This window comes from Alistipes sp. AF14-19, assembly GCF_003461645.1.
In the GTDB taxonomy this organism is placed as follows: domain Bacteria; phylum Bacteroidota; class Bacteroidia; order Bacteroidales; family Rikenellaceae; genus Alistipes; species Alistipes shahii.
The window spans coordinates 56849-83610 of sequence record NZ_QTXM01000013.1 but is presented as its reverse complement, the minus strand read 5'-3'; the positions used below and the strand labels follow the sequence as shown (position 1 = coordinate 83610).

Genomic DNA, 26762 nt, shown 5'->3' with positions numbered 1-26762 from the left:
TTTACAAATTTAGATGGCAATATCTATCCGGTCACTCCATTTGGTCGTAGGACATTTCGAAAGCATTTCGCGCCGCAGCCGGGTGTTATTCTGCCCGGTCAACTCCGCGCCCAGCACCACAAGCCGGCTGTCGAGGTTCAGCGGACCGTTCACCTCGTCCACGGCAGCCTGCAGGCGTCGTAATTGCTCGATGTTGGGCTCCTGATGAAACATGTTAAGCTGCATCGCTTCGGCCGGAATAAGGTCCGAAAGAGTTACCGTCGCCCGTTTGAACAGGAACGGTCTCTCACCGAGAGAATAGGTCGGCCAGATCGCTTTGAGCAGCGTCATGGCATACGGGATCATCTCAAACGTATTGTCCGTAGGTACGGGGAACTCAATCTGCAGCCCCCGGTAGGTCTGCCGCTGGTATTCGTTGAAGGGATTTGTTTCGATACCGACGTAGATGCGCCGGGCATAGGAATGCTGGTCGCGGAGCTTGCGGGCCGAGGAGCTGAGGTAACGGACCACGGCGGCCTTTACCTCGTTGAAATCGGAAGTCATTTTCCCGAATGCCCGCGACGTGCATATCTCCTGCTTGTCGGGCGGCGCCAGTTCCAGACTGATGCAGGGCGTCCCGTTCATCTCGCGCCAGAGGCGATCGCACACAACGGTCATGTTCTTGCGCACCCATTCGCGCGGCAGAACGGAGAAATCGTAGGCCGTGCGGATGCCCATCGCCGTCAGCCGCTTTTCATGCCGCCGTCCGATGCCCCACACATCGCCTATAGGCAGCTTTTTCAGCGCTTCCACGCGCTTTTCTTCCGTGTCGATAATGTAGAGCCCCCGCCGGGCATCGTCCGTCTTGGCGAGCTTGTTTGCGGCTTTGGCCAATACCTTCGTCGGGGCGATACCCAGACAGATCGGGATGCCGATTCCGCGCCGGGTGGAGCGAATGATGTCGCGCCCCAGCTTCTCGAAATCGAATCCTTCCATCCCCGTGAAATCGAGGAACCCTTCGTCGATGCTATACCGCTCATAATTCGGGGTGTAAGATGAAAATATACTGTGCATACGGTTACTCAAATCCCCATAAAGCTCGTAGTTAGAAGAGAACGTGACGATGCCGTGTTCCCGGATGGTGTCCGTTATCTGAAACATCGCGTCACCCATCTTGACGTATTTCTTCGCCAGCCGGTTCATGGCTATCGCACAGCCGTCATTGTTCGAGGCTACGATGATAGGCTTTCCGTAAAGCCACGGCTGAACGGATTCCTCGCAGGAGCAGTAGAAAGAATTTCCATCGGCAAGGCCGACCATCTGACGGGGATTCAGGGGCAATAGTTTCTGACTCATTTCTTACCTCCCTTCTTTACCCTTAATTGCCGGATGGAATGGGTTACGATACCCCAGAGCAGGCGTTCATTGTCTTCGGTAATTTGAATTGGAGCGTAATCCTTGTTGCCGGGCATCAGCCAGATCTCCCCGTTGTCGCGCAATTCAACGTATTTCATGGTGAAACCCTCGGTAGTGACGCATACGGCAAGGTCTCCCCACTGGGGTTCGAGCATCCGGTCTACAATCACCGAATCGCTGTCCTCGATGTCGTCGTCAATCAGGGAGAGGCCCTTTACCTTTCCGAAGAAGGTGCTGACCGGGTTGGGAATCAGCTCTTCGTTCAGGTCGATAAGCCCCTCGGCGGAAACATCGCTCTCCGGAAAAAACGAAGCTCGGATCGCCCGCCGCTCGAACAGCGCGGGTTGTTCCTTCTGCGGCAGGCGGTCGATAAGGCGTGTGCGCCGTCGCTTGAACCTCCGGACTTTGATGACGACCGTAACGACGCCCAGCACCCGCGCTTCGGTTTCGCCGTCGACAGGAAGCGTGTCGTCCGTTCCGCCGCCGAGAAGCCATAGCTCGCGCCCCTTTTTGCGGATGTATTTCAGCACGCGCTCGCCGCAGACCTCGCAGAGTGCGAGGTCCCCGGTATGCGGGGCAAGGCTCGTGTCGAAGAGGATGCCGTCGCCCTGTTCGAGTTCTTCTTCGACCATATAGTAGTCCCGAATGCGGGCATAGTAGGTCGCACCCGGATTGAGTATTAGGACTTCGTTCAGGTCGATGCGGTCGCCGATATAGTCCGTGGCCGGCGAGGGGAATCCCGCCGGAATTCCCTCGCTGACGTAGGGCAGCGATTTGGCCTTTACCGTAACAAGTCCGTATATATCGAAATGAATATTCATTAGATACAGTTATGGCGCAGGGAATACAATGGCAGCACGCAATGCTATCGGGCATTGTGTTGTCATTTCATCAATTATTTAAGCCGGCCGTATACCGACAATGTACATGATTGGAAGTTGCGTCCTTTCCGTAGTACTCTCCTGCGGAGTTTATGTGCAAAAATAACGGAAAATTTCGTGCCTATGTTGTGTGAATCTAAAAGATACTACAAGGCACACATACTTTCCAGCACTTTTATTATGCTTTGAGGTCCATTTTTATTATCTTTGGTCGTCACCTTGCATTCTTCTATGATAAACGGAACAAACAGAATACTGACAATCATTATCCTGATCATTGGGATAAGTACTGGATGTTCGGGAAATAAAACCGTCGAATCGCAGTTGTCCCGAGCCGAGCAGGTGATGCAATCATTGCCGGACAGTGCCCTTCGAATCATTGAAAATATCGATACAGACGATATTTCACGCCGTAGTACCCGTGCCCGCTATGCACTCCTGTATTCCCAGGCCCTCGACAAGAATTACATCGATCAGACAAATGATTCACTCATTCGTATCGCCGGTAAATACTACCGTTCACAAGGCAATATACGAGCCCAAGTTCTTACAGGTTACTATCATAGCAGAATTTTATGCAATAACGGAGATTATACACGGGCACTGTTACTTCTCCTGCGAATAGAAGATAAAGCTCAGGAGTTGAACGATCCTTACTTGCTGGGTATGTTATATCATCAAATCAGCGAGATATATACCACACGCTATGATTACCCCAATAAATTGAAATTCGCACAACAGGCATACGACAGCTATCTCAGTGCTGGTCTGAAAAATCATTGCGGGTATGCACTTTTCGATATTGGCGAAGCATACTTCAACTTGGAAGACTATGACAATGCTTTCGAAAACTATAAAAAATCACTCTACATAGCTATTGAAGAACAGGATTCAGTTATGCAGCGTTCCTGTCTCAGCAATATCGCAATGGCATGCGTTGGGCAACGTGAACCCGAAAATGCGATTGCGGCGTTATGGCAGATTAAGCAACAACTGCATGAAGATTGGGATGACCAAGAATATATCTCTATGGCTAATGCTTATCTTATTGCCAATCGACTGGACAGTGCGCAATATTACCTGAACATGGCCGAAATTCGGCATGATGACGATCCTATTGCTATTGCACGATTGAAAAGCGCAGCAGCACGAATTCATATCAGAACCCGCGAATTGACGAAAGCCGCAACTGAATTTCAATATTGTCTTTCTGCCCAAGATTCGCTATTCAGAATAGCCCTGCAGGAGTCTTATGCAAGTTTGCATCGGGATTATCTCGACAAACGGCAACGAGTTGCCCATCGTATGCTACTTATCATGCGGCAGCGTATCTGGCTTGCATCGGCTCTGTTCATCACTATAATACTCTTTGTAGGATTCATCGCTTTTGTGAACTTTCGCAAACGGCAGCTAACCGTTGCAAAATATATGTCGGCCATCGAAGATATAAATAATGCCAAGAAAATTTTGATGGTTAAACTCGATTCGCAGCAACAATCGGATACGACTGAATTACGGCGTATAATCAAAGATCGGTACTCTGTAATCGACCAACTCGCCTCTACTTATTACGAGCGTCAGGGCATGGACGAGCAAAAAGCCATTTACAATAAGGTAAAGAATTTGCTTGATTCCTATGCCTCTGATGAGAAAGGAAAACAGGAAATCGAACGAATCGTAAACCTCTGCTACGATAACGTGATGCAAAAGGTCCGAGAGGAATTACCGACTTTGAAAGATTGGGAACGCGATCTGCTTTGCTATGTGTACGCCGGTTTTTCGCTGCGTGTAATCAGTGTGTTCACCGGAGACAGTATCAACTATGTGGCAGTAAAAAAATCCCGTCTGAAGACAAAAATCGCCGAATCCGACGCTCCGTCAAAGGATTTTTTCATCAGTTTGATATAGTAAATCACTAACAACCAGATCATTATTTGCATTTGTGTAGATGCTTATTTTGCATCCACCTAATAATCAGTGTGTTATGAATGCGTAATAATTAGCCGCAAATATCGGCCGCAACAATCTGTAATACAGTGTGTTATACTTGTGTCTTGTAATGGTTTTACAAGGCATTTTTTCGTTTTGAACGGAAGGTATCTCTAATTTTGCTAATAATTAACTCACTTATTTAAATCCCTTAATTATGAAAACCTTTACTCTAATCCTCGCTGTTCTGATGCTGGTTCCGGCGATTCCTTTTGCCAGTTCTCTATGTGAATCGGAATACTCCTGTATGACCGGGAAAAAAGACAAAAATCATCAGCACACCTTCGAAATTATGATTACCTCTGGCCGGCCACGCCCTACGCGCCCCCGGATGATCGTTCCGACTCCCATTACCTGCATTTATGACGCACAGTCGGAATCTCTGAACTTCGTATTTTCTGAAAATCTCGGAGGAGTTACTATTACCATCGCAAATACTACTACGGGAACCGTCATCTATGACATGTGTTCAACCACTCCTGGAAACTGTAAGGTCATGTTGCCGGATGAAGAAGGCGAATACCAGATACTACTTGAAGGAGATCACGGAGAAATCTACTCCGGAGTATTCGATCTGTAACCTTCGGTAAATATGTAATTTGATCATTCTTTATCAACTTATAAATTACATCCATTTTGAAAAAAGTATTCACTTTAATCGTCTTGTCGGTTGCCCTGTACTCCTGTTCTCAGGATGAAACGCTGAACGACACAGCAGTGTCCGAACCTGAAAAGGCGGTGGCAGGCACGCCCCCCGGCGTACTTTGTTTCAGCTCGACAGAAGATCTGAATTTCGCCATATCAGCAATGAAAGAGACGAAAAATCTTGACATTCGACATAATCCCATGACCCGCGCGGCAGTTGCCGGGCCTGTAGACGGTTTCGTTTCCCTGCGAGAGCATCTGATCGATCAGGGGCTTCGGGAGTTTACCGATGCGGAACTTGCGGAAATCATTGCCGACTCCCTTGAATATGAACCCGAAGACAGCCTCATCGTAGACCCCTATATGACAGCCATTCTCAACGGTGAGCGTGAAGTACAAGTTGGTAATAAAATTTGCCGTTTCGTGGATGAAGGCATGGTAATGTACGATGTTGCCGATAAAGAAAAATTTAAAGTTCAGGACATAGACCTTGCGCTAAAGAAGGTCGATGTAAATGCAATGGAAGAAGGGCAAACGGCCAAACTTCAAGGCGCCGACATGAACGCAGAATTAGTGAAAATCGACTATATAGCAAGTCATAAAATCGATGATACAAATCTCCATTTTATTCGGGACGACGGTAAACTTATAGAGGTTGGCGGTTCATCGGGCGGTTCATCGGGAGGCTCATCGGGAGGTTCGTCGGGTGGGTCATCGGGTGGCTCCGATTCGGAATACCGCTTGAACGAGAGTCCGGATACGAGAATTTTTCTTGTCGGGGGTGTACAAATCCCAGCCAACAAAATCAGAAGGGCAACATATAAAAAAGGCGGTGGTAACGGCAGTTGGCTGGCTAAAGGTGTCTCCAGTGTCTTTGGGACGAATGTGACCATAACCAACAATTACGATAAGCGTCATCGGATGAAACTGCGCATGTATGAGCAGAACTACATTATCCATCGAGCTGTAGGTATGACCGTCCGCATGCAGGCAAGACGATTCCGGATTTGGTGGAGAAAGAAAGCTCAGGAATTCCGTTATGGCTGGTCTGCTATCGAATGTGAATATGACATGAAAACTCCGACATTCCAGCCTCCCCAAATGCCGGGTGGAGTGACACCGGAGTACAGCAGAATTCCTACGGCCATGACCAAGAAATTCCCGTTCGCCAATTCTAAAATCATTCTTTTCAATGTACCTATTGCTAACTACGATGTAACAACTGGAACTATTAACTCGGTATTCGCAAAAGGAGTAAATGCGATCGCCAAGAATATGAAAAAGTGGTTCGATGCCCCGGAAAATAAGAATACGAAAAAATACCCGCGCGGAATCTTTACCGAAGTAGATTCCAAAACCATAAGGGTCATTTATCCACAGGGAGAAGAAAAGGATTGGAATACCGGACGTGAAGTGGTAAAGTGGGATGCCGAATGGTTTTCCGGAGATTTCTCAGTCGGTTTTGCATACAACTCGCCCGGAGGCGGATTCAAATTTGGTAGTTTGGATGTTAAAGCTGCTAAAAAAGTTCACATCGTCCGAGGCCAGATATATGGGGCTGTAAAATATCGCAATGAATGGCGGGCTTGTGTAATCGCAACGGAGTAGTCAGTTATAAATTCGTCAATATGAAAAAACTAATTCTTGCATTGGCATTGCTATGCGCCTTCCAAAGTAATGCCCAAAGCACCCCGTCAGCAAAAAGATCCGATTGTGAAGTAAGACGGTTCGAAGGCGAAATCGGCGTGGGAATCAATTTCGGAGCCGATAAACTGAATTTCAACAGCAATAGGATCGGTGCTACATTTTTTGCCGAAGGACGCTATAACCTACAGCGGCTTCCAATAGATGTCGGACTACAGATTGCAGGATCGATTTTTCATCGAGATGCAGACAATGCCGGGAATCTGGAATTCCAAACATGGAACGTACTGGCTGTAACGGACTACAATTTCAGAAGGTGTAACAAAGTATCATTCTTTGCAGGCTTCGGCCTTGGCTATACCGCTTTGGACACCTCCGGACCTATCCGCTTTGACAATTCAAATCCCAACTGGGCCGGTTTTTCCACGGGAGACAAAAAAGGATCATTCTGTTTCATGCCGCGTGTCGGTGTTGAACTGTTCCACCGTTTGCGCTTTACCTTCGACTATAAGTTACAGGAAAAGGCAAACCGGCATTTCGATCTTACCGTAGGTTTTGTTTTCGGCGGTGGACGAAAATAACGCTCCATTTTTCAGACCCACAAATGTATCAAGTAACTGCCGAAAAACTTTACGAGTAGGCAAAAATCAACTAACTCATAATGATTATGAAATTTACAAAACTTATCATGCTGGCCTCGGTCGTATCTTTGGCCTGTGCCTGTGAAAAAGAGATGCCCGCCGAGACTGTGCCCGCGCCGGATCAGGCGAAAGAAACGCGCGTTTCGACGCAAATGCTATCGTTCTCTTCGATCGAAGAAATGGGGCAGCAAATCAACGAACTGGGAGCTATGGATGAAGTGGCCCTGAGTGCATGGTATGCTGCGCACAATTTCGAATCCCAGAGCGATGCCGTCTATCGTGTCGCAGCGGAGATCGAGGACGCAAAAACTTTGGCTGAAGCCGAAGCAATCAAGGCCAGCTATGCGCCATATTTCCTTTTCAATGAAAATCCCGATGATGAGGAGAGTTTCAATCCCTATATTCGCAACGAAAATCCGGATTACGCCTATGTCTGCAACATCAACGGCGATGTCGTGATCGGCGGGCAGGTAATAAACTTCAACACGATCAGCGATGTCAAGGATACGCATGAATACCAACTTACGCACGAGACCTTAACCAGAACTGTCGAACAGAGCCGGAATTATCTCAAGTCCACCGTGGGTAAACACAAATTCTGGGCAGAGGGACGTTTCGAGCCCAAGGACGATTTTGTAAAAGTGGAATTCACGGCACACCGGAAAGGGACGTTCGGATGGAATAAAACCAAACAAAATTACCATTTGAGAAACGGTCGTTCAAGCTATCCGAACACATGGGAGCTTTTTGAAAGCATCGGCTATGAACTTATCAACGGATCAAAAGATTTCTGGACCGGCACCTTGAATCCGCACAGACTGAAAAATGTCGGCCGTATCGCTGCCGGCAAAACGGCATCCTTTTCCATGATGGTTTATACTGCCGGAACACTTCAAGCCGGTGAAGGCCGTCTCGATCTGTATTTCACGTCTGCACGGTAATCTACTGAATTCGCAATATTTGCTGAGTTCATGTAAAATCGTTCGTTTTCTATGAAGAGTTTTTTCCGACTGCTATACACAACATGAATTATTCATCAGTTGCCATCCTGACAAACCCAAACAGATTTTGCATGAATATCATTCGAACCTTGAGTATGACGGTGTTAATCACCGTCATACTTTCCTCTTGTGAAGTGGATTATGATTTTGAGGGTAAAGACCTCAAAAGGCGCGTTGTCGTCAACGCGCTGATCACCCCGCAGGAAGAGTTTGCCGTCCGACTGAATTGGAGCGGCACATATACCGACGGCACGAAATTCAAAGCTGTCGCGGACGCCGAAATCCGGCTGTATGAGAACAACGCAGAGGTCATCAACTGCCCGGCTGACAGGGAAGGAATAACTGCGACCGACTTTGTACCTACTGCCGGCCGGCATTACCGGTTAGTCGTCACCGTTCCGAATTACGGGGAATTGTCCGCAGAAACAGATATTCCGCAGGCTCCGGCCGGTTCTCTTGTCTTCGCCCGTCAAAAAGGCTGGTACCGGCATTTCGATATGACGGAGTTGACGGTCCCGGACGACACCAAGTCGGTATGGATTCGGGGCAAGCGCAGATACAACGGCTGGAAGGATGTCTTTGAATACTATACGACCTCTGCATTTGTCGACCAGATCAATGGTTCCAACGACGCTTCCGAAGCCAACGACAAAGGAAGCACCGTGAATTTCGAGCAGTTTTTACGCATCCCCTATGAAAACTGCGAGGCGGTTGTTCCGCTGCGCTTCTCCGTCTTCGGAGCTGAAGACGAAAAACATATTTTCCAAGTAATCACCGCATCGGACACCTACGACCGTTATATGAAATCGCGCTACAAACAGGAACTCAATACCGAATGGGGCGGTGAGGAAAATCCGTTCGTCGAGCAAATTACGGTTTACACGAATATCAGCAACGGCCTGGGCATCTTCGCCGGGTACAACTACTACAAAACCCTTGAGATATGAAACGGTGGATTTTTTGCTGCCTGTCACTCTTGCTTGTGGGGACGGCCCTTGCTCAGACGCCCGCCGACAGCGTATCCCGCAGCGAAGCGATCGATTCGGTCGTTGTTACAGCCCGGAAACCTTTGATGATCTACAAACAGACGGGCAACATCGCAGTCAACATCGAGCAGCTCAAGTATGCTCCGCTGTTCGCCGGCGAGAAGGATATTTTCAAATTCCTGCAGCTCCTTCCGGGAGTCTCGGCCGGAAAGGACGGCATGTCGGGTCTGCTGGTGCGCGGCGGCAGTAACGACCAGACCCTAATTCTTTACGACGACGTGCCAATCTACAACCAGGCGCACGCCTACGGCATTCTCTCGATTTTCAGCGGCGAGACCGTCCAATCCGCCGAGGTGTCGAAAGGCTACATATCGCCTGCCTACGGATCGCGTCTTTCGGCCCTGACGCAGATCCGCACACGCGACGGGGACCGGCAGGACCACCGACAGTCGCTTACCGTGGGAACGCTTTCGCTGGCCGGAACCGTCGATGGCCCCATCGTTCGAAACAAAGGTTCATACCTCGTTTCTGCCCGTTATTTCTTTCCTGAAGCAGTCTTGGCGCTGGTCGGCAATGCCGTCCGTTTCGGGTTCTACGACCTGACCGGGAAACTCTCTTACGATATTCACCCCGGCCATACCCTGAGTCTGGGAGTCTATTCCGGGGACGATCACATGACCAACAAGGAGGATTATGCCCGGAACGAATACGGCTGGGGCAATACCACGGCGTCGCTTCGTCTGGAATCCCGATGGAGCGACAACCTGCGGTCCTCGATAGTCGCTTATTATACCTACCTGCAGAACCGGCAGGAGTCAGAATACGAGGACGATGATTTTAAAAACTGGGGCAAAACGACATATAAAACGCATGAGTTCGGGGCGCGTCTGACATTCGATCAGCGTCTCACACGAGCATGGTCGCTCGATTACGGAGCGAATATATCACACCAACGCTTTATGCCGATGCACTCGAAAGGTTATGTCAACGGACAGCACAAAGAGCGCGGCTATTCTTCCGAGCAGCTTGTTTCGGGGGCGCTTTTCCTGAACAACCGGTTTCAATGGGGCGGCTGGCGGGCAGATGTCGGAATCCGGGGCGCTATGTATGACAACTCGGAGCAAACCAGATTCGCCGTAGAACCGCGGGCGCAACTCGCGTATGATTTCGGCAACGACAATGCCATATGGCTTTCGGGCACGATCAATTCGCAGGCATTGGTGCAATACAATCGCTACTACTATTCCATGCCGATCGACTTCTGGACGCCTTTTAGGGACGGGAAATTACAACATGCATGGCAGGTGGCGCTCGGCGGCCGGGCCCGGCTGCGGGAGAATCTGACCCTCTCGCTGGAGGGCTATTACAAGCGCATGCGCAACCTGCCGCTGATCTACGACAGCGACGATTTCCTGCTGGGGCGCGGCGGCTTCGTCTACGGAACAGGCCGGGCATGGGGACTTGAGATCATGTTGCAGCGGCAGACGGAGCGGCTGAGCCTGACGGTATCGTACACTTATACGAATTCCCGACGCAGTTCGGAGGGCGTTAGCTATCCCTTCGAGTACGACGTACCACATGATTTCAACACGTTCCTCAGCTACGATGTCCTGAAAAGGCCCGGAAGGAGACATACGTTCACTTTCAATATGTCCTGGCGGTCCGGCCTTCCGTACCGCCTGACGAACGAGAGCTATCCCGATACTAACGGCAATCCGATCGTCGGCATTACGGCCTATCCTTCGATGCGCATGCGCAATTACTTCCGTTCGGACATAAGCTACAACATGGAGCGCCGGAAACGCAACGGCGTCCGTAACTGGCAGTTCTCGATCATCAACTGGACATGGCACAAGAACCCGGTCTGCATCTATCCATACCAAGGGACCTATAAGGCGACTGTTTTAGTGCCGATCATGCCGTCGGTTTCCTACACCCGAACGTTCGGGAAATAGTTCTCATAGCCCTCCAATTACGGCTTATTTGTGGGCTTACACTTCATAATTAATATCTTTATTTCAACCTAAACCTCAATCCTATGAAGAAAAATCTACTTGTTTTAGCTATTGCGGTCCTGCTGATCGGCTGCTCCAAATTTGAGGAACCACCTTCTGACACTCCAATAAGAGAGAGCAAGACCAGATCGGCACTCGCAGCCCAAGACAACCCCTATTCTCTGACTAATGTTCAAATGGCAATGGATAAAGTATCTGTAGAGATGGGACAACCGACAATAAAATTAAAACCGACACATTATTACGTCCGTTTCTTGCCTAAAGATTCAACGGAATATACCAGATTACTGGACTCCTCGAATCTTATGCTTTTCACCTATCCCCTTGACCGGGAACTGACAGATGAAGAAGTTGAATTCTTTGAAAACGATACTACAAATACTTATGGCTATCCTTGGCATTATACTAAAGTGCCGACTGACTATATATTTCCGGATGGCATTATCCATGAAATACTCGATGAAGTAGTTGTCGAAACTTTTGATGACAATGATATTAATGCTGGCGTGTCAAATAAACTGACTGAGGACGTGTGGGATCGGGTGATGATAAAATCCATGAGATTGCCCGACCAAACTGCTCAAACACGCTCAAGCTACAAATGGCGTCCCTATGCAAGTGTTCGGTACGTTGATGACTTCAATGGTCAAACTATTCCTCTTGTTGGGGTTCGGGTTCGATGTCATCATCTTCTTCATTTTGAGGAATGCTTTACAAACGCTAATGGTGAGGCAACCTCGTTAGGTAGCTTCAAACAACCTGCACGATATAAGATATTCTGGGAGGATCAAAAATATTGGGATATTCGGGATGGTCTCACATGGCAGGCAAAAACAAAAGGTCCCCGAATGACCGGACGTTGGGAGTTGGTAATCTCCGGAGACACCGAAGATGCAATGTTCGCCGCAATACATCGTGCTTGCCGGGCTATTTTCCACGACAATCCGTTTGGGATTACAAGACCTAAACGTGGTCGAATAAAACTATGCGCCTTTTATAAGAAAGATGTCGGAAAAAATGGCGACCATGCAGGAATTACCGTCGGAATATGGCCTGATATTCGGATATTCAGAAAGGTTAAAGGCAATACAAGATCCCGATGGGAAATTACATCAACTGCGCTCCATGAACTCGGACACGCTTCACACCATCGGGCTGTCGTTGAATTGCCTGGCTCTAATCGAATTGAAGATTTTGTGCTGGCGGATGGAATACTCAAGGAAAGTTGGGCTCGGGGAATCCAATTTGCATTTATGAATTGGCTATACCCAAATCAAGTGAACAAAATAAGACCTGACTATTTTGAAAATTATACCGGAGTCGTTGAAGGACTGATGAATCAGGGACTTACCCTAAAACAGATCGAAGGAACAGTAGTGGGAAACAGACTTTGGCGCGGATGGCGTCGAGATGTTAAAGCACTTCATCTCGTTGACGATATTATTGTGGATATGATTTTTGATAATCCCTACATGTTCTGGGCGGCAGATTTCAAAAACCTTATCATCGGCACATCGCAGATTTATACGGATACTGAGGTAACTTATTCATTGCCCCAAAGTGATAAGCTGCCATCCGCCATATCAAATTCCGGCTGGACAGTTTCCGGCGAAGGATACACAATCATCAAAAAAGAGAATCGGTCGATAAAACTGCGATTCAATACTCTCGGTGAACGGACCCTAACAGCACATCTAAAATTAATTGACGGAACAGACTATGATGTAATCAAAAAAATTAATGTAACTTCACGGGGTACAATTTACGGATCGCCAAATCCCCACACGGGAGAGTGGACAGTATACAGGTTAAGTAATTACACCGGAACAGTTGACAAATGGGAATTTGAAGGACTACCTTCCAAATATTATTGGATCGTATCCCAAACATCAAATAGTGTCACTGTTGTATTTAAGTCATCCGGCAGCGCAACGATAAAAGCAAAAATTCAGAATAGTGAACTGGCAACAAAGTCAATAAAAATACCGACAGACATGCCTATCAATTCATTTTGTGCTTACAAGAATACAGATTGGCCTTATGACTTTTGGATAGATAATGTTTCCAATTATACGCCTAATCCTTCGGTGTATTATAATGGATCACGGACATTAGAACCCAAAACGTCAAAGCAGCATTTTATGGCCTATGGATCACGGCCTTCGTCAAGCCATCCCAACTATTCTCTTCTGAAGCCAATATATGAAAACGGGTTTCATCATGGTAAATATGCATACGACCAGCGAACCTATCCCGAATTTTCACAATATGGAATAAAGGCATGGGTATTTTCATCACAGCGCCCCGGTACGGTTCCTCTTTATTTGATTGAAGACAGTCAATATAAGGATAAGAAAATGGTCTACACCATCAGTTATTTAACTCAGGAAAATCTTGGCGCATGGCGAAAAGTTTCATCATGGTATTGGAACTGGCTCGGAACAAGAAAAAAAGGAGATCGAAATTGGACGGAACGAAAGAATTTCGGCGTTATGGGATACGTTTATCCATACATTCCTTAACTGGACTTGTTAATTATCAAATTATTATGATTATGAGAAAAATATTGATTATATCCATAACCGCATTCACCGCTGCATTATTTATCGGTTGCTCTGACTCGGATTATTCGTATACTTCGAATTATATTTACAAGAACGACAGTTCTCGGGATATTACAATGAAATCATACAATTACGCTAATGGTGATCTTCTCGAAGATGCAAATTATACATTCGTAATCCCTGCCGGAAAAGCCCATACACTGCGTTTTGACACTGAAGGCGGATTCCCGTATCCATTTATGTGGACAAGCCCGACAGGTGCGGATTATATTGTCATTTCGAACGGAGAGAAACAATTTACAAACACCCGACACTCATCCACTGGAGAAGATAAATTATTCAGATCAGAAACGTATGAAATCTTGAAAAACAATGATAAAAAACGGAATAGAACCTATCAATATATTTTTACGGATAGCGACTTTGAGAATGCAACACACATAGAACCTTAATGAAGCAAAAGGGGCGGAAAATTTCCGCCCCTTTTGCTATTCTCGACTAACGGTATCAAAGCTCACCGTCAAATCCCTTTTTAGTCCGAAGTTGTCGATCACGAAAAATACAACCTCGGATTTCTCGTCACTGAGACTCTGATAAAAGAGCGTGAAGCTCAAATTATACGGATCACTGTCGTTGAAACCGACGATCGCAGGCAATTCAACGCTCTCTCTGTTTACAAGGCGGTTTGCGGCAGCATCCAGCACTTGTCCGGCCCCTTGCGTCTGAATGTACCCGAAATGGTATTTAGCGCCTTTGAAATCTCCCTGCCGACGAAGCGTGAAACGTATTTCTACGAGTTCGTCCGGTTTTATATCCTCCGGCAGATGCCATGTGCCCAATGCGAAGTCGTAATTCTGCTGTACCTCGATATGATCGTCACATGCACTCGCAAAAATGAGCGATGCTAAAGCTATGAGGCAAATACATACTAATCTTTTCATTCCTCGATCTTTTAATTGATGATAAACCGAAATCCGATTCCCCAGGTAGTATGGAATGTCCCGGTAGAAGAGCCGAATGTACAATATTCTCGAAGGTTCAACAGCACAATAACCCGGTTTGAAAGATAGCCTTCAAGAGATGCCGAAAGCCGCCCGCCGTATATAATACTATCATCGCTGCGCAACGTCGCTCCGTCCCTGAGATGTTTATCACCCCAGTTGGTTGTTTCGTACCCCGCGACACCCGCCAATCCTGCAAAAAGGGATATGTTGCGGCCGCGATCCGAAATCAAGGGGTGATTATAACCGGCCTCCGCGGTAAATTGTGCCATCGGCACGAGCTGATCGCCCAGCACGCCTTCGTATCGGTAATCCTTACGAAGACAGGAGACCGCGAAATTCCAATAACTGTGATTCCGGTTATAGCGCGTCAGTTCCAACTCGCCCCAGAACCGGTATGCTCCATGAGAATCCCGAAAAGAGAAACCATCGGCAATGCCCCCGTTGACACCGAGAGCAACCTGTCCGGGTAATCCGCGTTGGGCATACACTTCACCGGGATTGAGCAGCAATGCGGCCCAAAGCCCCAAGCATAACATAATGATTGCCCGCATAGCTACCTGATTTTAAGTTCCTCGACTGTATGAGCATCCACCAAATCCGTATTCTGAATCATAAACGACTGGTGACGGCCGCCGTTCTTTTCGAATACATCCATGATAAGCACTTTATCATCCGGGATGGTGAACTTCTGAAAAACATAAACATTACGCAGGGTCTCTCCGGCTTTCACGGCTGCGATCGCATTATATGCCCGGACCGGCTCGACGAATGTTTCCTGCAGTGCCGTGCGTTTAGCGACTTTTCTGTCGGCAATACGGAACCGGATATGATCGATGTCGAAATTTACGTTTGAACTGTTGCTCAGGGAGACATGAATGTAAAATAGGTCGTTGTGAATGTAAATTCCCCTCAACAACAGTTGCATGCCGAATCGTTTGCTGCCGATGTTCTTAATCAATCGTGCATCCTTTTTATGGATCGTGTACATGATTCGGTTTACGGTAAGCGGGTTTTCATCGCCGAGTTCCTGAAGCCTGACATACGTCTGCGTGGATGCGAAATCACCATAGGGGTCTTTATGCAGCCAGTCTTCCATCTGAATGGAAAGGCGCCCCGGTACATCGGCATAAATGGCGTTGAAGGCGTAAAATACTCCGTCCGAGGTGATGACGCTGAAATTCGTTTCGCCGGGAAATCCCCGCACCGCAGATTTTACCCGCAGGACATTTTCTGCTCCATCCGCTTTACCGGCAACAAGGTCCGTTGATCCCAGATCAACGTATTTTACGGCTGCGGGGAAAAGAATATGTACGGTTTTGGCAAATGTCACCTCTACCTGATAGGGTTCAATCACCTGCTCCGGCGGTATCACCCGGGATGATTCCTGCGCTCCGGCCGCCCAAAAGCTGCAAAGGAAGAGGAAGGTAATTAATAACGTTTTCATGGAAAATTATTCTTTAGAAATGAGAATGATCTGATAACCCGCTTTCACGGTAACTTTTACCTGCCGCAGCTTTGAAGCAATATATTGCGTTCCTCCTGTCATGGCTCCTCGAACAAGATCCATTGCCACTTGCTGACCGGCATTCTGAGTGAATGAAATACTCGTTCCTAAGCCCGAACCGATTGACGCCGCAGCTTCCTTTGCCGCAGTTCGCTCTTTCGAATCGGGAACATATAACCCTTTTCCGCCGTCCAAATCAAAAGCGCTAAGTTCCACGGGGATGATATTACCAGCCTGTTCGATGCTCGACACGACAATCTGTAATCGCTGTCCTTCGATAGCCGCCGTACCGAATAGAAGGCTTCCGGCATCGATCTGACAATCGTTCACTCGTATAGGCTCCGTCAATCGCAGTCGAATTCGATCTCCGCTGCTGATTGTCTGGTCTTCATCCACACACACCCGAATACCGCGATGATTCGCTTGGGTATTGCTTCCTACGGCAGTATTGAATCCGAGATTACGTTCCCGGCCCAGTTCCGACAACAAAGAATCGGGTTCTACAGTCGCCAGTGTCGTAACAACCCCTTCACCTAAACTGCGGACCGGATGAACTGTAACTGTTTTGGAAGCACTGTTTCGTGCCGGCTCTGCGCGTTGTTCCCCGTTATTAAAGTATTTTGCCGCAAGCGCATATTGCTTTTCTGCAATTTCCATCGGATCAGGAGGAGTCTGGGGCTTCGTCTCAAGGCGCGATTCCAACTCCTCAACCTGCCGTTTCAGTTCTTCGACCTGCGGGTCTGTTTTCGGCGTACTGTAGAAATCGTTCAATAGTTGTGAGACTTCCCGATTCGCTTCCTGAGACTGAGTAATCGCATTCTGCGGATTGGATTTTTGCGGTGTGCCGGATGCTCCGTCGAGCAGCGAAAAAGAGTTCGAATCGAAGGCCGACACACGATCCTGCTGTTGCTGTTCCGAGTTGACACGTTCCAATGCCTTTTGTTTGCTGGCTTCAATCCCCGGACTCCGGCCATCAGGAACAGTCATGTTGAAAGAATTCTCACCCGGAGTTTCCGCCTTACTTCAGCCGCCGAAAATCAAATACATACAACCAAGGAACGGCACGAGCAAAATCAAAGCGGCCAGAACGGTCTTTTTCCGTTGTTCCTTTTGCGGGTCCTTCTGAATATTATCGGACGAACCCTTTTTTACATCAGTTTTATTATCTGCCATTTTATTTACGGTTTAATTGATTGTATATGTTCCATCTGCTTCTGCGGCCTCTCCGTAGACAGCCCATCGATAAGCTGCCAAATGTCGAGAACTGCAAAAATCACCAACATCCCAACGATTATCCACAGCCGTTCTCGTTGTGTACGGCGGTCTAAAAACGCCTTTACCTTCGCCTTGCTCCTTCTTATCCAGATGCGAGGCATGAGCAGTATTCTTTTAGCGGTCATAGGTTCCGAGGTCTTTGTTTTCAATGATGTTGAATCGCTCGATCAGGAACCCTTGCGGATTATTATCTGAACGTGTCGCGTTTACCAACTGGCATGTCGTAACGAGACTTCGCTCAGTAACACTGCTCTCACGTAAAATACGTTGCCGGGCATAAGTTTTCACCTGATACGGGTAATTCGTGAAATCACAGCGGATGCTGTCAACCTCGACTTTCTGGATGATATTTCCGGCTATCAGCCGATTGAAATAGCCCTTCTCCATTAAATCGCGGTAGTAACTCATTGCGCTTTTATCGGCCAGCAAAAGAGCTTTTGTAAGATTGCCTTCAATAGCGCTTTTATCCGGCGAGAGATCGAAGAATAACAGGTGAAAACGTCGGACATGTTCCCGTGCCTCAACAGGCCGGTTTTGTTGTAAATCCTGTGAGAGCGCCAGCATCAAGCTCCGGCCTTGATCCAGAACATAGATTTTCTGACGCTGCGCTTCGGCAAAGCTGTAGGACCTCCACACAACCAAAACCGTCAGGAGCATACAGCAACCCAGAAAAATGATTGCATACAAACGGATTTGCCGGAAACTGCTCTCTATATTTTTCAGTGCTTTAAATTCCATTTTGCTTACTTTATATTAGGGTGTCTCATTTTGAATTTTCGCTCTTCCTCGGCAATCCTTTTACCTTGCCCCTTGATGTACTTTCCAGCACCAGTAATAGAACCCATAGCAAAGCCACCGAGCCATTTACCCCCTTGAGTAACGAGATTATTATAACTGTTGAAACCTCCGGCCTGCACAATCCATGATGCAACAGTAGGAACGGTAAAATAACCACAGATACCGATCAGCAGAAATACCAGATAAACAGTACCGTCCATATTGATAAAATACCAGGGATCAGTACTCATCAACTCCAAATCTTTTTGAAGCGATAGTGTTTGCAGGCGGGCCAGAATAGCACCGAAAATATCAGCAACCGGCAACCATAAATATACGCCGATATACTTTGTGAGCCACTGTGCCAATGAAGCCTGAAAGCCATCGAACGATGCTATAGCAAAGACCAGAGGGCCCAGAATAGCCAGTACAATAAGGTAAAATGTCCGGATCGTATCGATAACCAACGAAGCCGCTTCGAAAAGCGTTTCCAAAAGCCATCTAAAAGCCATGACAATGAGACCGCGTATCCCAAACCAATATCTATCCTGATGCAACTGCGACATTGCATTCAAATCCGGTGGCATCCAGCCCAGTTCATCAATTTGCCGGTCAAACTCTTCATCCGAGACCAAATAAGCCTGTGTCGGGTCCTTGAGCATGATTTCTTTTTCGAGTTTGTCTTTATCCGCCTGATATTGATTCATACTGAAAGTCTGGCCTTGAAGAAGAGAGTGCGTGGCTTTAACAATCGGGGATAGTATTCCGTTGAGACCGCCGATAACCAATGTATTGAAAAAGATGATGCAAATGCACATGGCAAAAGGTCGTAACAACGGAAAAACATCAATGGGCTCAGCACGCGCAATAGACTGCCATACCCGATAAGATATGTATAGCAACGCACCGATACATGCTATTGCCGACGCCATGACAGTCATTCTTTCACATAACGGAAGCATCGAATCGAAGAGCTTACGCAGAATTTCATGCAGGCTTTCAAAAGATACTAAAGGGATCATCATAATCATCGTCTTTTATTACCAATACTTATCCTCATCTGTGCCGTACAGGGATAATGTCCGCTCCATATCATTCGACTTCCTCGCCCTTATATAGGACACAGAAAGATTCTGCCGGGTATAGTAGCTCGTTAAATTCCGTAACCGCAGTAATTCGGCATAGGTTTTATCAACCACATCCAAGCGATCTTTGTCCGTCATCGACAAATCCGAGGGATTGATGATACCCTGCAAATCCTTTAGCGTGTTGGCACTTCCCTGAAGAATTCGTGTATATCCCGAAGCGATAGCAGCAAGTTCCCTCACGGAAAAGTTCTTGTCGGAAAGCATGAGCTGATAGTTCGAGACATACATATCCGAAATTTCTCCCACAAAAAGAATACACTGCTGGACCTTCCGGGCGCTGCGAACAAGGTTTTTTACTTTTTTCAGCGTATCATAGTATTTCTTACTCTGGTCATAAATCTTCTGAGTCTCCTGAAAATTCTGAACCATCGTCTGTGCCGTAGAGGATGTCTGCACCATCTCATTCGACGAATTGATGATACTTTGCGTTAAACCGGCAAGGTCCGTTACAGGCCACTGGGCCCGGGCCGCCCCCGAAATAAGGACGAGGGCGACCAGCATAACACTAATTTTATTTTTCATGTTCTGTTTCCATTTTTCGTTTGAACGCTCCGTAGTCTTCAACCAGAAGCAAATCCTGTTTGGGATCGTAACCAATGCCCTGATTCATAAAATCGGCATAGAGATTCCCTTCTTTATCTTCCAGCAGCTCAGAGGATAGGCATTTCTTATAGTTATTAATCTTGTTCCCATAGCGGAATTCGATATAATACTTCCCGTCCTCTATATAGATTCTGAAAGAAACCGTAGAGTCTTTACGTTCCCATTCACCGCAAAGCAGCTCACGGGTCGATGCGGTCTGCAGTAAATATTGCCCCCGCATCGACCGTATCGTCTTTATAAGCGACTCGAATAAATCGAGTATTTCCTTAGAACGTCCCATCGTCTTCGGTTGCCGACCGTACTGCAAATTCCATTTCGCTATCCATCTCCTCACGGAGCATGTCTTCTTCACTACGGAAAATACCGTAGGCTCCGCATCGAAGCAGCCCGTCTTTGCCGATCGTAATGTCTCCGCCCGGTCCCTCGGAAACAATCACCACACGGCGTCCCTGAGCGAGGGCCGTCATCTGGCGAATAATCGTCTTGTAGCAGCGCGTATTGTCGCAGAGCATGAGGGAGAAACCGTCCTCGATACTGCGAATCAGCAGCGAGCAGCCCCCGTCCTGAGCGATCCAACTGCCGCAAATCGTGTTATTACGCACCTGTGCGCTTAATCGATCCACATACGACAGGAATTGCCCCTGCTCCGCATGTCCTTTCCGGTAGGCAGCAAGAAGTTCTGCGAATTTTTCCGGATTATTATTTTTCTTATCCATAGCATTGAGTTTTTATTGGGTTATTTGTGTTGATTTTATTCTGCGATAACTACACCCTGGCACGAGTAGTAAATTATTCCCTGATTCCGAGAGCCAGACATAAATCCGCCTTCCGTCTTGAAAATAATAGGGCCTTAGCCAATGATGCAACCTATACCAAGTATCTTTTGAGTCCCCGAAGACAACTATATAATGGTCATCTTCGCGCGAAATAGTGAGCCTTCCACGCGGAAGAACAGCATCTCATACCCCGCATAACGCGGCATTCTTATTCCGACAATGGGATGCAGACCACCATGCGAGGGAAGCTGCACAGATTATAAACGTTCAGAGACCTGTGATAGCCCAAAGCCACATTTTCGTCTTTCGGGATAATTCGGTTTTCTGTAACATGATCGTTTGTTATTCTGAATTGCGCCTCTTATCTGCCAAAATACGAATAGCTCCCTCGATGTCTCCGTTCATCTTCTTGGCGAGGTTGAAAACCTCGACTTTCTCAACCTCTTCGGTCGTGTATGTCAAGTATTCCTCTGCCGAGACCTCCGTAGCATAGACTGCGGATTGCACCCCGCCCAAACCGATCCACACCTCTTTGTACAGCCGCGAGGGATCGTTCGAAAGGTTGATAGATAGGATCTGGGCCTTCTCCTTGTCCGAAAGTCCCAGCAGGCTTTGGATGCCGTCGAACTTTGTCATGTACTTACGCTGATCGAGAAGAATCTTGCAATCTGCATTGTTGATGATCGAGTCTTTTACAATGGAAGAAGAAATAATATCATCGACTTCCTGCGTTACGGTAATAGCTTCTCCAAAATACTTGCGGACAGTCTTATAGAGATATTTCAGATACTCCGCCATACCTTCCTTGGCGATAGCCTTCCACGCTTCCTCGATGAGAATAACCTTTCGCACGCCCTGTAACCGTCGCATCTTATTGATGAAGGTTTCCATGATGATGAGCGTTACGATCGGGAATAGGATTTTGTGATCCTTAATATTATCTAACTCAAAGATCACAAGACGTTTTGAGAGCAAATCCAACTGTTTGTCGGAGTTGAGAAGATAGTCATACTCGCCACCCTTGTAGTAGGGTTCAAGCACATTGAGAAATCCATCGACATCGAAATCTTTTTCCCGGACATTTTTCTGCCGCAGAAGCCGCCGGTAATCGCTGCCCACGAATTCATAAAACGTGTTAAACGAAGGAATCAGTTCAGAATCCTTTCTCAGTTCGGCCAGATAGAGATTAACGGCATTGGAAAGAGCTACCTCCTCGGCCCGCGTCGGCGGTTCATTCTCGCGTTTCCACAGAGTCAGAATCAAGGTTTTGATAGACTCTCGTTTCTCAATGTCGAAAATCCCGTCATCCGTATAAAACGGATTGAAGCAGATCGGGTTTTCGTCGGTATAGGTAAAATAGATGCCGTCCTTCCCATGCGTCTTTTGATTCACAAGTTCACACAATCCTTTGTACGAATTACCAGTGTCAACAAGTACAATATGCGCTCCCTGCTCCCAGTATTGACGAACTAAATGATTGGTAATAAACGACTTGCCACTCCCCGAAGGCCCGACGATACATTTATTTCTGTTCTGGATTATACCTCGTTTCATCGGCAAATCCGAGATGTCGAGATGTATGGGAATTCCAGTATGCCGATCGACCATTTTGATCCCGAAGGGTGACGGACTGCTGCGGTAATTTGTCTCTGCGGTGAAAAAGCATAAAGCCGGCTCCAAAAAGGTATAAAATGATTCCTCAGCGGGAAAATCCGCTTCATTACCCGGAATAGCGCCCCAGAACAATGCCGGAACATCAACCGTATTGTGATGGGGCGTGCAACCCAAAAGTGCGAGCTGGGCTCCAACGTCATTGCGGATACGCTTGAGATCGTCTTCATTCTCCGCCCAAGTCATCACATTACAATGGCAGCGAACGGAACGAAGATTACCTACATGAGCTTCCGAAAGATACAGATCGATCCACTCCTTGTTCACGGCATTCGACCGGGAATACTGCGACAAGGAATTCATATTACGTCCCATGCGTTCGAAGCGTTCGAGAATCTCTTCGTGGTTCTCCAGAAAGATAAACTGATTGTAAACGTGATCGCATCCGAGCAACAACCCAACGGGTGCGGCAAAAGAAAGACGGCAATCACTGCGATCGGTAGAAAGCCGCTCGTAACGGGTGTCCGTTCCGACCTGCTGGGGCAGGTCATCCAAATCGGTGAGCGTATGCATACAGAGGATCTTGTCCCCGATCATCATTCGCCCCGGATCGAGCTTTATATCCTCGTTTACCGAATGTTCGAAGTTGAGCGTGAAATACTGGTTCAGGATTCCCGGAGTCTTTTCATCCCCAAGAATCTCTTCGGTCGTAAGACGCCGGATTCCAATCAGACCGCTTTCACGGATAATGCTCTCGGCCTGACCTACGGCATCCAGAAAACGGCTTATAGCTTCGGGATCACGAATCTCCTTTGGAATGATAAAACCCCGGCACAACGTCGTGAAATTGCTCTGCTGGCTGATACGCTCTTTGGTTGTCTTCGTCAGGAAAAGGTAACAGGCATGCTCAAGGTAAGGCCGTTCATTGAAATGCCGTTCAAAAGAGCGGGAGAGGAAACTTTGATCGCCATCCCGATTCTCCGGCCGATACTTTTGCGACAGAAACCAGTCCTGTTTATGAACAACGGAGTAATCGGGTAGGACTTTGATTGCTTTCAGTCAGGTAGCATGAATCGCTTCGTATTCTTTGGTGGTCACGGAAAACAGTTCCGGCAGTTCAACCCGAAATGCGACCGTTACATCAGCCTCTTTACTGACGATGCAGCCATGTTCGACAGCCATGATTGGAAACTTATCTTCCAATGTATTTTTTTTCAAAATGCTTTTCATAAGTGTTTGGGATATTAATCCTTTTCAGGCATTTGAACCTCTTATCGACAGCTAAAGGTCCCGGATTCCGCTCGTTCTGGCGATGAGCCTTACAAGGGTTTTCCGAGAACTTATCCTCCGGGGAAACCGATGCCGCGCAGCAAGTTTCATCAGCCCGTGAGCCCCATATTCGGCGTTCAAATGAAAAGTGAACCAGACCAGCGCAGTACCCAATACCAATGCAATGGTGATACATACTACAGGAGGTGCGCCCATCATGTACAAGACGACAAAAAGGACAAATACGCCTAACAATCCTCCGGCGAAAATGAAGACATACTGCGCTCTGAGTCCTTTAAATTCAACTTGTTTGCCAACGCCTTTATTAATCATGTACTCGGCCATCGTTAGAGGAAGAACGATTCGAGAACGACACCCACGATTACAAGGAAAATGCAGGCTCCAAACCAACTGGCAGCCGTTTTTGAAGTGTCCGGGTCTCCCGACGAGAACTTTTGATAGACTTTGATGCCGCCGATCAAGCCAACGACAGCGCCTACGGCATAAATTAATTTCGTTAAAGGCGCAAAATAACTCGTAACCATTGAGGTGGCATCCGTGATGCCTTTAATACCATTGCCCTGAGCCATAGCTGCGCTGGCAAGAACGACGGCCATCAAAGTCAAAATCAGTTTTTTATTCATTTTTTATGTCTGCGTTTTAAAATTATTAAAAACCGCAGACCGCGCACTTCGGAAGATTGGCGGCCTGCGGTCGTCAGTCTTCGTTAGTGCGTTCAGGTCAGTCAGCCTGAATCGAAATAGAGCATTTTCATCGCTTCGTAGTTTTTGGGTTTAACAATTTAACTGTAAGCACCTGCATCGAAATTATCAATGCCGTACTTCTCTTCATCCGTAGGTTCCAGCAGGTCCCGTTGTTCATCGGCTTGTGCAAGTTCCAACTGTTCGGCAACTTCCCGGCGAATTTGTTCTTCATCGATGATCTCGATAATCTCCTCCTCTCCGTCACCGCCATTGACAGGAACAAATCGCGCCGCAGCAAAACCTTTGTCTTCCCACCTCTGCGGCTGTTTCTTTTCTGCAGGGCGGGGTGTCTGCGTTCTCTGAAAGGCCGGAGCCCTCCATTCCATGATCCGCGGCTCCTGCTCAACCTTCGTCGTGGCTGCAAATGTATCATCCCCGGCAGTTTTTGGTTCTCTTTTCGGGCCGATGTCACCCGTTGGCTCTTTCTGGCGTGAAACATACCGCTTCTTTTCAACCAGATTATCGTCCGTCAGCGTAGATATTACCTCCTGTTCGGGAGACGCCAAGGGTTGTTCGGGCGAACTGCGGCAGGAAAATCGGAGTATAGGACCGAACCATTCCCGAAGCAAAGACCGCCATCCGTCAAAGAAAAGTTGTGCGAGTTTTCCTTTAAACAGGAACTTGTCTACATAGAGATATGTAGAAAGGCTTCCCAAGAGTATTATTAGGATTGTCTTCATGCTACAATATGTCTTTCGTATTCTTCTGACGATGCAATCTGTTAATCTCATCCCGAAACAATTCAAGATGATGGGCAAGGATATTTTCGGCAAAGGATGTGACTGAAATCCTGCTCCATCCCAACCGGCGTACTACATCTGAGAGTTTCTCTTTAGTCTTTGAACTGATGTATATTGCACTGCGCTGCTGCACGACATGTTCGCAGAGGAAAAGCCGCTCATAGCTCGATATAGGGCGAGGTTTCGCTGGTTGAGGAGGTCTTTGTTCAGTAACAGCCCCTTTCACCTCTTGCTGTACATTCTCTTCGGTTCTGTTCGCAGAGTCGGTCTTGCCGGTTTGCGCCGTGGGATTATTCAGCACGGAGCCCGAAGGACTGCGGCGCGACGCCACTTCTCGCAGGAGGATTTCATCAAGATCAATCTCCTCCAATTTTTTCTTTCCTGCCATGCCTATTCCTCCTCGACGATTTTGCAGATTTCAGCACACAGAGAATCGAGACAGCACTCCGCAACGAAAGACCGCTCACCGGGGAAAAGCGTCGAACGGCATATAGCGCCGCCTTCGGGCCGCAATTCTTTACTGAAACGAAGGCGCTGCGGGATGTTGGTTTGCATCATCGGGAGCCCGAATGCGGCCAAAGCCTTCTCGTACAGATCGTATAGTGGCGTGCGTTCACGGCGATCGATCATCGACCAAAAAAGATGCACTCCTTTGATTTCCGACTTCTCGCTGGGAATAAAAGACTCCGCAATGGTGCGGGCAAAAGTTACACTGCTCTCCATAATCATCTTATCAGCTTTCAGCGGGATGAAAATCCGCTCCAAGCCGGCAATAAGGGGTAGAACCCCCTTGGTCGCAGTAGTGCCCGGGAGATCGAAAAAAACGTAATCGTACTCCTCATCAGTAGAATCGAGGAAGGTTTTAACTGTAGTCAAGGCTGTGGCGGCCCGGCATTCAAGTACAGGCCAAATCTTCCGCCCTGTAGCTTTATACTGCCGAATCATCATCAGTTTGTAATAATCCGAGCGGTCGAGGATTTCCAACTCCCGGCGGCGCTGTTCAAGAATGCTCCACTGGGGGTAGTCGCAATCCGCGACTACAACACGCCGGCCGAGACGATAATGAAGCATTCCCGCAAGAAGAATTGTAAAAGTAGATTTCCCGACGCCGCCTTTCTGACTGCAGATAGAGATGAAATGAGGTTTGTTTTTCATAGCTGAATTCATATATTGATTCCGTTGAGTGGAATGCTGTCATTGCACTGCATGCAGGCAATGACCGCCGTGAACCCCGATCATTCATTTCACTGAATGCATCGTATTCACTGAATGCAGTGCGTGAACTGAATTCACTGCATGAACGGCCTGCTTCCAACGACCTCAATTCATACAGCGACCTGCACGCATCCACATCATCCGGCACAAAGAAAAGCAGGAATCGAAGCCCTGATTCAGTATGTCACTCAATGACACTCCCAGTCCGCAATCGTCTCTTGTGCAGTTGATTTTTTATCCCTAACATTGCACATGAGAACGATACCGCATCCGATGAGCGGCGGCACGCTGGCCGCCGCCGGGAATAATCCGCTG

The 26762-nt window shown here is 47.6% G+C and carries 25 protein-coding genes and 2 pseudogenes; 9 read left to right on the top strand and 18 right to left on the bottom strand.

Features of this window, described 5'->3' with window-relative positions:
- Positions 1 to 9 precede the first annotated feature (9 nt).
- Both DWW03_RS11555 and DWW03_RS11550 read right to left on the bottom strand, forming a co-directional pair.
- Positions 10 to 1335, bottom strand: coding sequence for a Y-family DNA polymerase (locus DWW03_RS11555; protein ID WP_014775771.1), 1326 nt, complete (start codon positions 1333 to 1335; stop codon positions 10 to 12).
- Positions 1332 to 2216: a S24 family peptidase gene (locus DWW03_RS11550; protein ID WP_014775772.1), complete on the bottom strand. Its 885-nt coding sequence runs from the start codon at positions 2214 to 2216 to the stop codon at positions 1332 to 1334. The genes DWW03_RS11555 and DWW03_RS11550 overlap by 4 nt, the downstream gene beginning before the upstream one ends.
- A 384-nt stretch (positions 2217 to 2600) precedes the next feature.
- On the opposite strand from DWW03_RS11550, the gene DWW03_RS11545 reads away from it, so the two are divergent.
- The 9 genes from DWW03_RS11545 to DWW03_RS11505 all read left to right on the top strand — a co-directional run bounded on the left by DWW03_RS11545 (position 2601) and on the right by DWW03_RS11505 (position 14213).
- Positions 2601 to 4184: a hypothetical protein gene (locus tag DWW03_RS11545; protein WP_042493567.1), complete on the top strand. Its 1584-nt coding sequence runs from the start codon at positions 2601 to 2603 to the stop codon at positions 4182 to 4184.
- Positions 4185 to 4422: 238 nt separating this feature from the next.
- The gene (locus tag DWW03_RS11540) at positions 4423 to 4845 is read left to right on the top strand and encodes a DUF3244 domain-containing protein (protein ID WP_014775774.1); all 423 of its coding nucleotides are present in this window, start codon (positions 4423 to 4425) and stop codon (positions 4843 to 4845) included.
- 56 nt (positions 4846 to 4901) lie between these two features.
- Entirely contained in the window at positions 4902 to 6518 is a 1617-nt protein-coding gene (locus DWW03_RS11535; protein WP_014775775.1) for a hypothetical protein, read from the top strand.
- Positions 6519 to 6538: 20 nt separating this feature from the next.
- Positions 6539 to 7135, top strand: a complete 597-nt coding sequence (locus DWW03_RS11530; protein WP_042494055.1) for an outer membrane beta-barrel protein — start codon at positions 6539 to 6541, stop codon at positions 7133 to 7135.
- 86 nt (positions 7136 to 7221) lie between these two features.
- Positions 7222 to 8136, top strand: coding sequence for a DUF4848 domain-containing protein (locus DWW03_RS11525; RefSeq protein WP_167537968.1), 915 nt, complete (start codon positions 7222 to 7224; stop codon positions 8134 to 8136).
- 83 nt (positions 8137 to 8219) lie between these two features.
- Positions 8220 to 9143, top strand: a complete 924-nt coding sequence (locus DWW03_RS11520) for a DUF4249 domain-containing protein (protein ID WP_259301991.1) — start codon at positions 8220 to 8222, stop codon at positions 9141 to 9143.
- Positions 9140 to 11137 (top strand): TonB-dependent receptor plug domain-containing protein, encoded by a 1998-nt coding sequence (locus DWW03_RS11515; RefSeq protein ID WP_014775779.1) that lies wholly within the window; start codon positions 9140 to 9142, stop codon positions 11135 to 11137. The genes DWW03_RS11520 and DWW03_RS11515 overlap by 4 nt, the downstream gene beginning before the upstream one ends.
- 83 nt (positions 11138 to 11220) lie before the next feature.
- A complete protein-coding gene (locus tag DWW03_RS16470; protein ID WP_014775780.1) occupies positions 11221 to 13719 on the top strand; it encodes a hypothetical protein in 2499 nt (832 codons plus the stop codon).
- Positions 13720 to 13751: 32 nt separating this feature from the next.
- Entirely contained in the window at positions 13752 to 14213 is a 462-nt protein-coding gene (locus DWW03_RS11505; RefSeq protein ID WP_147344315.1) for a hypothetical protein, read from the top strand.
- A gap of 36 nt (positions 14214 to 14249) precedes the next feature.
- Here the strand turns inward: DWW03_RS11505 and DWW03_RS11500 are convergent, their stop codons facing one another.
- The 16 genes and pseudogenes from DWW03_RS11500 to DWW03_RS11420 form a co-directional block, all read right to left on the bottom strand.
- The gene (locus tag DWW03_RS11500; RefSeq protein ID WP_118406780.1) at positions 14250 to 14702 is read right to left on the bottom strand and encodes a TraQ conjugal transfer family protein; all 453 of its coding nucleotides are present in this window, start codon (positions 14700 to 14702) and stop codon (positions 14250 to 14252) included.
- Positions 14703 to 14713: 11 nt separating this feature from the next.
- Complete coding sequence (locus DWW03_RS11495; RefSeq protein WP_014775783.1) at positions 14714 to 15316, bottom strand: conjugal transfer protein TraO; 603 nt, start codon at positions 15314 to 15316, stop codon at positions 14714 to 14716.
- 2 nt (positions 15317 to 15318) lie between these two features.
- Positions 15319 to 16209 carry a conjugative transposon protein TraN gene (gene traN, locus DWW03_RS11490; RefSeq protein ID WP_014775784.1) on the bottom strand — a complete coding sequence of 297 codons (891 nt, stop codon included), beginning with the start codon at positions 16207 to 16209 and terminating at the stop codon, positions 15319 to 15321.
- Between the two features lie 6 nt (positions 16210 to 16215).
- Positions 16216 to 17274: pseudogene (traM, locus tag DWW03_RS11485) on the bottom strand (conjugative transposon protein TraM); the annotation flags it as partial.
- A gap of 18 nt (positions 17275 to 17292) precedes the next feature.
- Positions 17293 to 17442: a hypothetical protein gene (locus DWW03_RS16650; protein WP_155835658.1), complete on the bottom strand. Its 150-nt coding sequence runs from the start codon at positions 17440 to 17442 to the stop codon at positions 17293 to 17295.
- 216 nt (positions 17443 to 17658) lie between these two features.
- Positions 17659 to 18282: a conjugative transposon protein TraK gene (gene traK, locus DWW03_RS11475; protein WP_014775787.1), complete on the bottom strand. Its 624-nt coding sequence runs from the start codon at positions 18280 to 18282 to the stop codon at positions 17659 to 17661.
- Between the two features lie 5 nt (positions 18283 to 18287).
- Positions 18288 to 19346: a conjugative transposon protein TraJ gene (gene traJ / locus DWW03_RS11470; RefSeq protein WP_014775788.1), complete on the bottom strand. Its 1059-nt coding sequence runs from the start codon at positions 19344 to 19346 to the stop codon at positions 18288 to 18290.
- A 15-nt stretch (positions 19347 to 19361) separates the two neighbouring features.
- Complete coding sequence (locus DWW03_RS11465; RefSeq protein ID WP_042493581.1) at positions 19362 to 19991, bottom strand: DUF4141 domain-containing protein; 630 nt, start codon at positions 19989 to 19991, stop codon at positions 19362 to 19364.
- A complete protein-coding gene (locus DWW03_RS11460; protein ID WP_042493584.1) occupies positions 19981 to 20352 on the bottom strand; it encodes a hypothetical protein in 372 nt (123 codons plus the stop codon). Before DWW03_RS11460 ends, DWW03_RS11465 begins: the two co-directional genes overlap by 11 nt.
- Positions 20339 to 20788, bottom strand: a complete 450-nt coding sequence (locus tag DWW03_RS11455; protein WP_014775791.1) for a hypothetical protein — start codon at positions 20786 to 20788, stop codon at positions 20339 to 20341. Before DWW03_RS11455 ends, DWW03_RS11460 begins: the two co-directional genes overlap by 14 nt.
- Positions 20789 to 21190: 402 nt before the next feature.
- Positions 21191 to 23689, bottom strand: a pseudogene (locus DWW03_RS11450) (TraG family conjugative transposon ATPase).
- 51 nt (positions 23690 to 23740) lie between these two features.
- Positions 23741 to 24073: a DUF4133 domain-containing protein gene (locus DWW03_RS11440; RefSeq protein ID WP_014775793.1), complete on the bottom strand. Its 333-nt coding sequence runs from the start codon at positions 24071 to 24073 to the stop codon at positions 23741 to 23743.
- 2 nt (positions 24074 to 24075) lie between these two features.
- Entirely contained in the window at positions 24076 to 24372 is a 297-nt protein-coding gene (locus tag DWW03_RS11435; RefSeq protein WP_014775794.1) for a DUF4134 domain-containing protein, read from the bottom strand.
- Positions 24373 to 24530: 158 nt separating this feature from the next.
- The gene (locus DWW03_RS11430; RefSeq protein ID WP_014775795.1) at positions 24531 to 25172 is read right to left on the bottom strand and encodes a hypothetical protein; all 642 of its coding nucleotides are present in this window, start codon (positions 25170 to 25172) and stop codon (positions 24531 to 24533) included.
- Position 25173: 1 nt separating this feature from the next.
- Positions 25174 to 25620: a DUF3408 domain-containing protein gene (locus DWW03_RS11425; RefSeq protein WP_052312789.1), complete on the bottom strand. Its 447-nt coding sequence runs from the start codon at positions 25618 to 25620 to the stop codon at positions 25174 to 25176.
- Between the two features lie 2 nt (positions 25621 to 25622).
- Positions 25623 to 26387 (bottom strand): ParA family protein, encoded by a 765-nt coding sequence (locus DWW03_RS11420; RefSeq protein WP_014775797.1) that lies wholly within the window; start codon positions 26385 to 26387, stop codon positions 25623 to 25625.
- Between the last annotated feature and the right edge of the window lie 375 nt (positions 26388 to 26762).